This is a genomic window from Tepidimonas fonticaldi (genome assembly GCF_001675355.1).
Taxonomy (GTDB): domain Bacteria; phylum Pseudomonadota; class Gammaproteobacteria; order Burkholderiales; family Burkholderiaceae_C; genus Tepidimonas; species Tepidimonas fonticaldi.
Genome location: NZ_LZDH01000056.1, coordinates 560,954 through 572,900 on the forward strand (window position 1 = coordinate 560,954; position 11,947 = coordinate 572,900).

The window sequence follows — 11,947 nt, forward strand, 5'->3', positions numbered from 1 at the left end:
GGCGCGCTGCCCACGGGTCAGGGCAGGCTGCCGCCCGGCCCGGTTGCCAACCCCATCAGCCGGGCCTGCTGTGGCCCGTACGCCTCGGCGCTGCGGCAGTCGGCCGCCAGCAGCTTCTGGTACACGGCGGTCGCGGTCGGTGGCGGCAGCATGGCGCGCAGGTAGCGCGTCAGCGTCAACTGCTGCGCGCGGCTGAGTTCGGTGGCGCAAGTCTGGCGGCCAAAGTCCGCGTCGGGCGGAATCTGGTTGAACACCACCCGCGCCGGCGTCGGGCCATCGGCCATGTGCCTCTGGGCGCCGGCGGCAAACACCAGCCAGCAGGGGGTGCGGCACAGACCACCGGGCGCAATCGCCGTGTCCCAGCCCCGGTTGCGCACCATCGCGCCGATGGTGATGGCTTCGCCCACGGCCCCGTCCACGGCGCCGAGCACGAGCGTGCGGCGTTCGCAGCGCTGCCGGTCCACCGCATCCAGAGCCTGGCGCAACCGGGGCACGGCGCCGGCATGGAGCGCACCCTGCCAGCGCAGCTCGCAGGCCGCACCCGTCTGCGTGGCCGTCACCGACCCTCCGTCGTAGCCGAAGTCGCGGTCCGACGTGGCCGGTGCCGAGGCGGCGCCGGGGCGCGGTGCCGGCGTGCCACAGCCCGCCAACGCGGCGAGCACCGCCAAGCCCGCCCCCCAAACCGACCACCGCCACCACGGGCGAAGGGCGGTACGGGCGGCGAACCGCCCGTCCGTGAGGGGCGGCGGGGCGGACGCGCGGACCGGGCGCGGCTGTTGCAGGGACATGGCGCCAGCCTACCAGATCCGGACCCGCATCCGCCCCCTCTCAACGCAGGCGGAAGCGCCCCACCTGCTGCGTCAGTTGCTGCGCTTGCTCGCGCAGGGCAGCCGCGGCGGCCGATGCCTCTTCCACCAAGGCGGCGTTTTGCTGCGTCACCCCGTCCATGAGCGCGACGGCCTGGTTGATTTGCCCCAGCCCATCCGCCTGCTCGGCGCTGGAGGTGGCGATCTGGCGCATCAGCTCCGTGACGCGCTCGATGCTGTGGACGATCTCGGCCATCGTCGCGCCGGCGGCATCGACCTGGTCCTTGCCTGTCCCCACCTTGGTCACCGAGTCGCTGATCAAGGCCTTGATTTCGCGCGCGGCCTCGGCGCTGCGGCTGGCCAGATTGCGCACCTCGGAGGCCACGACGGCAAAGCCGCGCCCGGCCTCGCCGGCGCGCGCGGCTTCCACCGCGGCGTTGAGCGCCAGGATGTTGGTCTGGAACGCGATGCCGTCGATCACGCCGATGATGTTGGCGATGCGCTGCGACGACTCGTTGATGTCGTTCATGGTCTGCACCACCTGGCGTACCACGTCCCCGCCGCGCTCGGCGATGGCCGACGCCTTTTCGGCCATGTCGTCCGCCTGCCGCGCATTGGCCGCGTTCTGGTGCACGGTGCTGTTGAGCTGCTCGGTGGCCGACGCGGTCTGCTCCAGCGAGCTGGCCTGCTGCTCGGTGCGCTGCGACAGGTCCAGTGTGCCGCTGGCGACCTGGCTGGCGGCACTGGCGATGCTGTCCGCGGCCGACACCACATTGCCGATCAGTTCGCGCAGCCCCTGGCGCATCTGCTCCAGTTGTTGCAGCACATGGGCGATCTCGTCGCGGCCGTCGGGGACGATGGCGCGCGACAGGTCGCCCGCCGCGATTGCGGTGGCCGTCTCGTCGGCGATGCGAAAGCCCGTGGACATGCGCCGCAGGGTCGCCACCATCAGCACCGTCATGGGCAGCGCACCCAGCAACAGCACCGCCACCACCAGCGCCAGGTTGAAGTGGTAGCGCCGCTCGGCGGCATTCGCTTCCTCGTCGGCACGCCGGTGCTGCAGATCGCGGAGCTTTTGCATCGCGGCTTCGAACGCCGCGCCTTCGGTGCGGCCGGCCGCCAGAAAGGCCTGCATGACCTCGGCGCCAAAGTTCTCGGCCCGAAGGGCCTCCAGCGCCTGGTCGCGCTTGGCCTGCCAGGCCTTGCGCGCGTCCATCACGGCTTGATAGAGGCGCTGCTCCTCGTCGTCCATCTGCGGCAGCATCGATTCGATGGTTTTCAGCGCCTGGTTGTTCGATTCACGTTGCTGTTTCACCACGTCCAAGTGCATCGACGTGGGATGGTCATGCAGCGCGCGGGTTGGGCTGTCCGGCGCGTGCTGGAAGGCCAGCAGGACGTGCAAGCGGTTGTCGTAGTAGTTGCGCAGCAGCGTGGCCAGTGCTTCGCTGATCGCCATGCGGTGGGCATGCACCTGGCGCAGGCTGGTCTTGGCCGTGTACAGCCCCCACAGCCCGGCACTGACCACGAGGGCGAGCACGATCAGATAGCCGACGATGACGGCAAAGACCCGCTGGGTCAGGCGCAGACGGTTCAGCAAAGCGTTCATGGATGGGTGAGTCAGGGGGAGGCCGAGCCGGGGGGCCGCAAAACCCGCTTTGCACCCGGGTTATCCCCCGTGCGCCGATGCGTGGCGGCCAGACCAGACAATAGCACTGTCAGGATATCGAAGGCCCAGGCGCCGATTCTGACCTGCGTCAAACCCTCGCGTCGCACGTATCGTTTTGGAGGCCATGCCATGCCCGTCACCGACACCCCTGCCGACCACGAACGCGATCTGCGTGCCCTGCTCGACGCCCGTCCCGGCGCGGGTGTGCCACGGCGGGCCGTCCTGCGCGGTGCGCTGGGCGTGGGGTATGCCGCGGCCGCAGCCCCCATCGTCGCGTCGGCTGCCATCAAGACGCCGGCCGACGGGCTGGTGGCCGGTGAGGTGCAGGTGCCGGCGGGTGGCGAGAGCATTCCCGTCTACCGCGCCGCACCCGCCGGGCGCACGGGTCTGCCCGTCGTGCTGGTGCTGTCCGAGATTTTTGGCGTCCACGAGTACATTGCCGACACGGCCCGGCGCTTTGCGCGGGCGGGCTACCTGGCGCTGGCGCCGGAGCTGTTCGTGCGCCAGGGCGACCCCCAGAGCTATGGCGAGATGGCGCGGCTGATCGCCGAGGTCGTCTCCCAGGTGGCCGATGCGCAGGTGGCGCGCGATCTGGATGCCTGTCTGGTGTGGGCGGGCGCCCATGGCGGAGATCTGTCGAAGGCTGCCGTCACCGGGTTTTGCTGGGGCGGGCGCCAGACGTGGCTGTATGCCGCGCACAGCCCGCGCCTGAAGGCCGCCGTGGCCTGGTACGGCCGCCTGGAGGGCGAGCGCACGCCCCTGCAGCCCCAGCATCCGCTCGATCGGGCGGGGGAGCTGAAAGCGCCCGTGCTCGGGCTCTACGGCGGGGCCGACACGGGGATCCCGCTGGCGTCGGTCGAGCGCATGCAGGCCGCCCTGGCGCAGGGCAGTCCGGCGGCGCGGGCCTCCACCTTCGTGGTCTATCCCGATGCGCCGCACGCCTTCCACGCCGACTACCGCCCCAGCTACCGCCAGGCAGCCGCCGAGGATGGCTGGAAGCGCTGCCTCGATTGGTTTGCGCGACACGGCGTCGTATGATGCCCGCATGCCGAAACTTGCGGTTCTTTCGGGGCGCGCCGGGCGACGTCGCAGGCTGTGTGCAGTGCCGGGGCTCTGGCGAATACGCGGGCGAGCCGCGCATGGCGTTTCAGCCGATCGTCGACGTGGCGCGGCGCGAAGTCTTTGCCTACGAGGCACTGGCCCGGTGGGCGGATGGGCGTTCTGCCGGCCACCTGCATCCGGCTGACGCTGGCCGCGGCGCACAAGGTCGGCTTCGACCCTCAGCGCCTGGTGTTCGAGATGACCGAGGCGGAGAAGATCCGCGATCCGCAACACGCGCTGTCCATCGTGCGCGACTATCAGGACCGGGGCTTTTTGACGGCCATCGACGACTTCGGCGCCGGCTACTCGGGGCTGAATCTGCTGGCGGAGTTCCAGCCCCAGCTGGTCAAGCTGGACATGGCGCTGGTGCGCGACATCGACCGCAACCGGGCCCGGCAGGCGATCGTCGGCGGCGTGCTGGGCACCTGCGCCGCCGTGGGGGTGCAGGTGATCGCCGAGGGGGTGGAAACCCGCGCGGAGTACGACCAGCCCCGCGCCATGGGCGTGGCGCTGTTCCAGGGTAATCTGATCGCGCGGCCGGAGGTCGAAGCGCTGCCCGAGCCGGATTGGGCCGCGCAGGGCTGACGGCCGAGCGTCCCCGCGCCTGGGGCCGCGTTCTTCAGCACGACCGGGCGCAGGGCAGGCCCGGCGTGTTGCACCACTCGCTCCAACTGCCGGCAAACAGGGGCGGCGTGCCCAGTCCCGCGATCGTCATGGCCAGCACATTCGGGATGGCACTGACCCCGCTGCCGCAGTGGTGCACCACCGTGGCCGGATCGCGCCCCGCCAGCAAGGCGTCGAACTCCGCCCGCAGACGGTCGGGGGATTTGTAGCGGCCGTCGGCGTCGAAGTTTTCGGTGAACGGCCGGTTCAGCGCCCCCGGGATGTGGCCCGCCACGGGGTCCAGCGGCTCCACCTCCCCGCGGTGGCGCGGCGCGGCGCGGGCATCGATCAGTGTTTGCCCAGGCGTGCCGAGGGCGGCCGCCACCTCGTCGGTCCGGCGCAGGGCCACCCGCGCCGGGCCGAGGGCAAAGTCCCCGGGCGTCGCAGGGGCAGCGTCGCCGGTTTCGATGGCGCCGCCCGCCGCCACCCAAGCGGCCCAGCTCCCGTCCAGCACGGCGACCGGCGCATGCCCGCACCAGCGCAACATCCACCACAAGCGCCCGCACACCATGCCGCCCTGGCGGTCGTAGACCACCACGGCCTCGTCCCTGTTCAGGCCCCAGGTGCGCAGACGCTGGGCGAACACCTCGCGCGCGGGCAGGGGGTGGCGCCCGCCGCTGGCGGCAGGCGCCTCGTCGTCCGCTCCGGCGCTCAGGTCGTCGTCCAGGTGCACATACCGCGCCCCGGGGATGTGCCCGGCACGGTATTGGGCTCGCCCCGCCGTCGGGTCGGCCAGGTCGAAGCTGCAGTCGAACACCCGCGTCGTGGTGCCGCGCGCCAGCCGCTCGCGCAGGGTGGCGGCATCGATGAGGGGGAAGGGCAGATCGGTGGTCATGCGTGTTCCTCGGCCGGCAGCTTGGGGACGGCGCGTTCGCGCAAAAAGGTGGCCGCGATGCCGCTCGCGACGATCAGCGCCATGCCCAGCCACCCGGTCAGCGGCAGGCGGTCGCCAAACACCGCCAAGCCGTACAGCGCGGCAAAGGCAATGCCAAAGTATTGCAGGTTGGCCACGACCAGCGTCGCCCCGCTGGCGTAGGCGCGCGTCATGCACAACTGCCCCAGCACCGCCAGCAGCCCGATGGGTATCAGCCACAGGGCCTGGGGCGTGGCGAGCGGGCTGGGCCCGACGACGGCCGTACCCGCAAAGCCGACCAGCGTCGCCCCCACCGAAAAGTAGAACACCGTGCGGCTCTCCGGCTCGCCCGCGCGGGACAAGGCGGCGACCTGCAGATAGGCCAGCGCCGACGTCAGGCCGGACAGCAAGCCGGACAGGCCCCCGAGTGCCGCCGTCCCGTCGAAGGTGGGCCGCAGCACCAGCGCCACCCCGCCAAAGCCCACCAGCACCGTCAGGAACAGCGGCGTCTGATCCCGCAGCGGCTGGCTGCCGCGCTGCAGCAACAACGCGCCGCCGAGCAGGAAGGCCGCCACCCACACGCTGCTCATGTAGTTGAGTGTCATCGCGGTGGCCAGCGGCAATTGCGCGATGGCGTAGAACCACGCCAGCAGCGAGGCGGTGCCGACGATGGTGCGCCACAGGTGCATCATCGGCACGCGCGTCGCGAGCGACACCCCGCGCGAACGCGTCAGCACCAGCAAAAAGAGCATGCCGATCAGGCCGCGGTAGCCCACCACCTCGAAGCTGTGGAAGTGGCTGGACGCGAACTTGATGCACACCCCCATAGAGGCGAACAAGAACGCGCCCACGACCATCCACAGGGCCTGGGCGGGGCGCTCGCGGCGCGGGGGCGCTGCCGGGGGAGAGCCGCCCGTCGTGGTCCTGGCGGCCCCGGCGGCGCTGGCGGGATCGTGGCGCAGGGGTTCAGCCTCCGACGCCGCCGACCGGCATTCCCATGCGGGCCCGGTACCACTCGTGGAAGTGCTGCATGCCGTCTTCCATCGGGCTCTGGTAGGGGCCGACCTCGCTGGTGCCGCGCTGCAGCAGCGCCTTGCGGCCGGCGTCCATGCGCTCGGCGATCTCGTCGTCTTCGATGGCCGTCTCCATGTAGGCGGCGCGCTGCGCCTCCATGAACTCGGGCTCGAATGCGGCGATCTCCTCAGGGTAGTAGAACTCCACCAGGTTGAGCGTCTTGTCCACGGCGATCGGGTGCAGCGTGGAGACCGTCAGCACATGCGGATACCACTCGACCATGATGTGCGGGTAGTAGGTCAGCCACACCGCACCGTGTTCGGGCAGGCGGCCCTCGCGGTGGCGCATCAGCACCTCGTGCCAGCGTTCGTACACCGGGCTACCGGCCTTGGCGGCCAGGTTTTGCACGCCCACGGTCTGCACCGAAAACTCCGGCGCAAACTGCCAGCGCAGATCGTCGCAGGTGACGAAATTGCCCAGCCCCGGGTGGAAAGGCACGACGTGGTAGTCCTCCAGATAGACCTCGATGAAGGTCTTCCAGTTGTAGTTGCACTCGTGCAGCTCGACGTGGCCGAGCACCATGCCATCGAAGTTGAACACGTCGGCCACCTGCATCGCGCGCAGGTCGGCGGCGATGTCGCGGCCGTTGTCCTCGAACAGCAGGCCGTTCCATTCGCGCAGCTTCCAGCGCTGCAGGTTCAGGCACGGATCCTGCGCGAAGTGGGGCGCTCCGATCAACGTGCCCGTGGGCAGGTTCTGGCCCAGGCCGCCGCTGTAGGTCCAGCGGTGCAGCGGACAGACGATGTGCCCGCCGGCGTGCGCCTGCCCCTCGTGGTTGAGGTTGCCGCGGCCTTTGAGCATCACGGCCTGCCGGTGGCGGCAGACGTTGCTGACCAGCTCCACGCCGCGCTCGGTGCGCACCAGCGCGCGGCCCTCGCCCTCCTGCGGCAGCGCGAAGTAGTCGCCGACGTTCGGAACCGCATTGGCGTGCCCCACGTAGCGGGGCCCGGACTGAAAGATCGTCTCCAGCTCGCGCCGGAACAGCGCCTCGTCGAAATACACGGACACCGGCAGTTGGCTTTTCGCCTGCTGCAATGGAAGACTCAAATCGGACATGATGATCCTGACCTCAGACTCCCCCGATGACGGGGCGTACAAGCGCTACAGAAACGTGGGGACGGTTCGGCGCGGGGTTGGGGAAACACACCTCCTTGTGGGGTGAAAGCACTGTCCCCCGCCAGTCTGGACGAACCCAGGCCGCGGGGGACGGCGGATTCTACCCACACCCCCGTCGGCGGGGCAACCCACTACAATGATTGGCTTTTTGAGCCGGATCAAAAAAACGGCGTCACATCCGCCATCACGCGCCCCGACGCAACGGATCCCGATATGCCACGCGCCAAATCCTCCCCCGCCGTTGCCGACAGCGACGCGGCCCCCGAGCCGCTGCCCAGCACCTACGAGGCGGCGGTGCAGGAGCTCGAAGCCCTGCTGGCGCGGCTGGAGTCCGGGCAGATGCCGCTGGACGATTTGCTCGGGGCGTACCAGCGCGCCTCGGCCCTGCTGGCGTATTGCCGCTCGCGGCTGGAGGCGGTCGAGCAGCAGATCCGCGTGGTGGATGGCCAGCAGACCCGGCCGTGGGAGCCCGGGGCATGACGGACGTGGCGCTGCCGGCCGCGCCCGCGGCCGGATTGGGGGAGTGGATGGCGCGGCGCCTGGAGCAGATGGAGGCGTTTTTGGACGCGCGCCTGCCCGCTGATGCGCCAGCCGGGCTCGGCGATGCCATGCGGTATGCCGTGCTGGACGGGGGCAAGCGGCTGCGCCCCCTGCTGGCTCTGGCGGCCTGGGAGGCGGTGTCCGGGGATGCCGATCCGGCGGCGGACGCTCCCGTGTGGTCGGTGGCGGGGGCGGTCGAGCTCATCCACGCCTATTCGCTGGTGCACGACGACCTGCCCTGCATGGACGACGATGTCCTGCGGCGGGGCAAGCCGACCGTCCATGTGCGTTACGGCGAGGCCCAGGCCTTGCTGGCGGGGGATGCGCTGCAGGCGCTGGCCTTCGAGTGGCTGGTCGCGCCGCCCTGGGCGCAGGCGCGGCCCGCGCTGGCCGTGGCGCTGACGCGGGAGCTGGCCGTGGCGTCCGGCGCGGCGGGCATGGCGGGCGGGCAGGCCATCGATCTGGCCGGGGTCGGGCAGCGCCTGGACCAGCCGGCGCTGGAGGACATGCACCGCCGCAAGACGGGTGCGCTGTTGCTGGCCAGCGTGCGCATGGGGGCGTTGGCGGCCGGGGGGGCAGGCGCCGTGCTGGCGGCGCTGGACCGCTATGGCCGGGCACTCGGCCTGGCCTTCCAGGTGATCGACGATGTGCTCGATGCCACGGCCGACTCCGCCACGCTGGGCAAGACGGCGGGCAAGGACGCCGCCGCCGATAAACCCACGTTCGTTTCGCTGCTGGGCGTCGAGCCGGCGCGGGCCTATGCGCAGGCGCTGCTGGCGCAGGCCCTGCAGGCCTTGCACGACATGCCGGCACAGCCGACGCAACGCCTGGCGGCGCTGGCGCGGTGGGTGGTGCAGCGCCGGTATTGACGGCTTCGACAGGGGGATAGCCATGAACGGATTGCTCTCGTCCATCGACTCGCCGGCCGATCTGCGCCGGCTGGCGCGTCCTCAGTTGCGCCCGCTGGCCGATGAGCTGCGCGAGTTTCTGGTGCAAAGCGTGGCGCGCACGGGCGGGCACTTCAGCTCCAACCTGGGCACGGTGGAACTGACGGTCGCGCTGCACTATGTGTTCGACACGCCGCACGACCGGCTGGTGTGGGATGTCGGCCACCAGACCTATCCGCACAAGATTCTGACCGGCCGGCGCGAGCGCATGCACACCCTGCGCCAGCTCGGCGGCATCAGCGGTTTTCCGGTGCGCAGCGAAAGCGAGTACGACGCCTTCGGCACCGCGCACTCGTCCACCAGCATCTCCGCCGCGCTGGGTATGGCCCTGGCGGCCCAGGCCAAGGGCGAGCGCCGGCGCGCGGTGGCGGTGATCGGTGACGGGGCCATGACCGCCGGCATGGCGTTCGAGGCGCTCAACAACGCGGGCGTCACCAAGGCCCCGCTGCTGGTCGTGCTCAACGACAACGACATGTCGATCAGCCCGCCGGTCGGTGCGCTCAACCGGTATCTGGCGCAGCTCATGAGCGGGCGGTTTTACGCGGCGGCGCGCAGCGTCGGTCGGCAGGTGCTCAGCGTGGCCCCGCCGCTGCTGGAGTTTGCCCGCCGTTTCGAGGAGCACGCCAAGGGCATGGTCGTGCCCGCGACGCTGTTCGAGAAGTTCGGCTTCAACTACATCGGCCCGATCGACGGGCACGACCTCGAATCGCTGGTGCCCACGCTGGAGAACATCCGCCGCCTGCTCGACGACGGCGCGGGTCCGCAGTTTTTGCACGTGGTCACCAAGAAGGGGCAGGGCTACAAGCTGGCCGAGGCCGACCCGATCACCTACCACGGCCCGGGCAAGTTCGACCCGCAGGTCGGCGTCGTCCCCCCGGCGCAGCCGCCCAAGCCCACCTTCAGCGCCGTGTTCGGCCAGTGGCTGTGCGACATGGCCGAGCGCGACAAGCGGCTCATCGGCATCACGCCCGCGATGCGCGAGGGCTCGGGCATGGTGGAGTTCCACCGGCGTTTTCCGGACCGTTATTACGACGTCGGCATTGCCGAGCAGCATGCGGTGACCTTTGCCGCAGGGCTGGCCTGCGAGGGCCTCAAGCCCGTGGTGGCGATCTATTCCACCTTTTTGCAGCGCGCCTACGACCAGGCCATCCACGACGTGGCGCTGCAAAATTTGCCCGTCGTGTTTGCGCTGGACCGTGCCGGCATCGTCGGTGCCGACGGTCCGACCCACTGCGGCGCGTACGACATCCCGTTCCTGCGCTGCATTCCCAACGTCGCCATCGCGTGTCCGTCGGACGAGGCGGAGTGTTACCAGCTGCTGACCACCGCCTACGAACAGTCGCATCCGGTGGCGGTGCGCTACCCGCGCGGCGCGGGCGTGGGCGCGGCCCTGCCGCGCGAGCCGCAGGCACTGCCCTACGGCCGGGGCGAGGTGCGCCGACGGGGCCGGGGGGTGGCGATCCTGGCCTTCGGGACCCTGCTGCACCCGGCGCTGCAGGCAGCCGAGGCGCTGGGCGCGACGGTGGCCAACATGCGCTGGGCCAAACCCCTGGACCGCGACCTGGTGTTGGCGTTGGCGCGCGACCACGAGGCGCTGGTCACGGTGGAGGAGGGCGCCATCGCCGGCGGTGCCGGGGCCGCGGTGATGGAGCTGCTCGCCGCCGAAGGCGTGGTGCGCCCGGTGTTGCCGCTCGGCCTGCCCGATCGCTTCATCGAGCACGGTGACCCGGCGCTGTTGCTGGCGCGGCTGGGGCTGGATGCGGCCGGGATCGAGCGCAGCGTGCGCGACCGGTTCGGTGCGCACCTGGTGGCCCGACCCGTGCTCGAAGTGGTGCATCCCGCCGCTTGAGCGGCTGATGTGCGGCCCGTGTGCACAAGCGTGGGGCGTGAGACGATTTGTTTGACGTTTGAAATAAATTCAAAATTCCCCGCGAAAACCCCGCTCTCAGGGTAAACACTCCCGCTGCGGCCGGTAGGCGTCGATTATAGTCGCCACCGCAGTGCCGATCGGCTTCCCGAGAGCTGGTAGCAACAGTGATTCAACCCCAAGGAGTCTTCCGAGATGGATCGTCGTTCCGTCATCAAGCACGCTGGCATGGCCGGCATCCTGGCCGCTGCGGCCGCACCCGCGGTGCACGCCCAGGCCACGATCCGCTGGCGCCTGACCTCCAGCTTCCCCAAGTCGCTGGACACCATCCACGGCGCGGCCGACGTGTTCGCCAAGAAGATCGGCGAGATGTCCGGTGGCAAGTTCCAGGTGACGGTGCATGCTCCGGGTGAACTGGTGCCCGCCTTGGGCGTGGTGGACGCGGTGCAGCAGGGCACGGTCGAGGCTGGTCACACCGCCCCGTACTACTACTTTGGCAAGGACGACACCTTCGCCATGGGCACGGCCATTCCTTTCGGCCTGAACAGCCGTCAGCTGACCGCCTGGTACTACGACGGCAACGGCCTGAAGCTGTTCCGCGAGTTCTACGACCAGTACAACATCGTGAACTTCCCCGGCGGCAACACCGGCGCCCAGATGGGCGGCTGGTTCCGCAAGGAGATCAAGGGGCCGGAGGACTTCAAGGGCTTGAAGTTCCGCATAGGTGGCTTTGCCGGCAAGGTGCTGGGCCGTATGGGTGCGGTGCCGCAAAACATCCCCGGCGGCGAGATCTACCAAGCCCTCGAGAAGGGCACGATCGACGCCTGCGAATGGATCGGGCCGTACGACGACGAGAAGCTGGGTTTCAACAAAGTCGCCAAGAACTACTACTACCCGGGCTTCTGGGAGGGCGGCGCCCAGGTCGACTTCTACATCAACAAGAAGGCCTACAACGACCTGTCGGCCGAATACAAGGCCATGGTCGAGTCGGCGGCGGCCTATGCCCACGCCGAAATGCAGGCCCGCTACGACGTGCGCAACCCGGCGGCCCTCAAGCGTCTGGTCGCGGCTGGCACCAAAGTGGCGCCGTTCCCGAAGACGGTGATGGACGAGGCCTTCAAGCAGGCCATGGCGCTGTACGACGAGCTGAGCAACTCCAACCCCAACTGGAAGAAGATCTACAGCGACTACGCGGCTTTCCGTCGCGACCAGAACCTGTGGTTCCGCCTGCCGGAAGCGGCGTTCGACCGCTACATGCAGGGCACCAAGCTGTAATCGACGAGGGCGGTCATCCCCAGCCCCGCGCAAGCGGGG

The 11,947-nt window shown here is 69.9% G+C and carries 11 protein-coding genes; 6 read left to right on the forward strand and 5 right to left on the reverse strand.

The annotated features are described in order from the left end of the window. Positions 1 to 17: 17 nt before the first annotated feature. A complete protein-coding gene (locus tag A9O67_RS08460; RefSeq protein ID WP_197484463.1) occupies positions 18 to 788 on the reverse strand; it encodes a hypothetical protein in 771 nt (256 codons plus the stop codon). 40 nt (positions 789 to 828) lie between these two features. Beyond that, the gene (locus tag A9O67_RS13955) at positions 829 to 2,412 is read right to left on the reverse strand and encodes a methyl-accepting chemotaxis protein (RefSeq protein WP_068609233.1); all 1,584 of its coding nucleotides are present in this window, start codon (positions 2,410 to 2,412) and stop codon (positions 829 to 831) included. A gap of 189 nt (positions 2,413 to 2,601) precedes the next feature. Between A9O67_RS13955 and A9O67_RS08470 the strand changes: the two genes are divergently transcribed. Both A9O67_RS08470 and A9O67_RS08475 read left to right on the forward strand, forming a co-directional pair. Next, positions 2,602 to 3,510 (forward strand): dienelactone hydrolase family protein, encoded by a 909-nt coding sequence (locus A9O67_RS08470; RefSeq protein ID WP_068609235.1) that lies wholly within the window; start codon positions 2,602 to 2,604, stop codon positions 3,508 to 3,510. Positions 3,511 to 3,684: 174 nt separating this feature from the next. Beyond that, positions 3,685 to 4,158, forward strand: coding sequence for an EAL domain-containing protein (locus A9O67_RS08475; RefSeq protein WP_068609238.1), 474 nt, complete (start codon positions 3,685 to 3,687; stop codon positions 4,156 to 4,158). A 34-nt stretch (positions 4,159 to 4,192) separates the two neighbouring features. On the opposite strand, the gene A9O67_RS08480 is transcribed toward A9O67_RS08475, so the two are convergent. The 3 genes from A9O67_RS08480 to A9O67_RS08490 all read right to left on the reverse strand — a co-directional run bounded on the left by A9O67_RS08480 (position 4,193) and on the right by A9O67_RS08490 (position 7,219). Next, positions 4,193 to 5,071: a sulfurtransferase gene (locus tag A9O67_RS08480; RefSeq protein WP_068609240.1), complete on the reverse strand. Its 879-nt coding sequence runs from the start codon at positions 5,069 to 5,071 to the stop codon at positions 4,193 to 4,195. Continuing rightward, positions 5,068 to 5,946 carry a DMT family transporter gene (locus tag A9O67_RS08485; RefSeq protein WP_068609242.1) on the reverse strand — a complete coding sequence of 293 codons (879 nt, stop codon included), beginning with the start codon at positions 5,944 to 5,946 and terminating at the stop codon, positions 5,068 to 5,070. The genes A9O67_RS08480 and A9O67_RS08485 overlap by 4 nt, the downstream gene beginning before the upstream one ends. A 109-nt stretch (positions 5,947 to 6,055) precedes the next feature. Continuing rightward, on the reverse strand, positions 6,056 to 7,219 hold the full coding sequence (locus A9O67_RS08490; RefSeq protein WP_068609244.1) for an aromatic ring-hydroxylating oxygenase subunit alpha: 1,164 nt from the start codon (positions 7,217 to 7,219) through the stop codon (positions 6,056 to 6,058). 273 nt (positions 7,220 to 7,492) lie between these two features. On the opposite strand from A9O67_RS08490, the gene xseB reads away from it, so the two are divergent. The 4 genes from xseB (at position 7,493) to A9O67_RS08510 (ending at position 11,908) form a co-directional block, all read left to right on the forward strand. Continuing rightward, a complete protein-coding gene (gene xseB / locus A9O67_RS08495) occupies positions 7,493 to 7,759 on the forward strand; it encodes an exodeoxyribonuclease VII small subunit (RefSeq protein WP_068609246.1) in 267 nt (88 codons plus the stop codon). Next, entirely contained in the window at positions 7,756 to 8,688 is a 933-nt protein-coding gene (locus A9O67_RS08500; protein WP_068609248.1) for a polyprenyl synthetase family protein, read from the forward strand. Before xseB ends, A9O67_RS08500 begins: the two co-directional genes overlap by 4 nt. 22 nt (positions 8,689 to 8,710) lie before the next feature. Further along, positions 8,711 to 10,615: a 1-deoxy-D-xylulose-5-phosphate synthase gene (gene dxs / locus A9O67_RS08505; RefSeq protein ID WP_068609250.1), complete on the forward strand. Its 1,905-nt coding sequence runs from the start codon at positions 8,711 to 8,713 to the stop codon at positions 10,613 to 10,615. Positions 10,616 to 10,828: 213 nt separating this feature from the next. Continuing rightward, positions 10,829 to 11,908: a TRAP transporter substrate-binding protein gene (locus tag A9O67_RS08510; protein ID WP_068609252.1), complete on the forward strand. Its 1,080-nt coding sequence runs from the start codon at positions 10,829 to 10,831 to the stop codon at positions 11,906 to 11,908. The last annotated feature ends 39 nt before the right edge of the window (positions 11,909 to 11,947 follow it).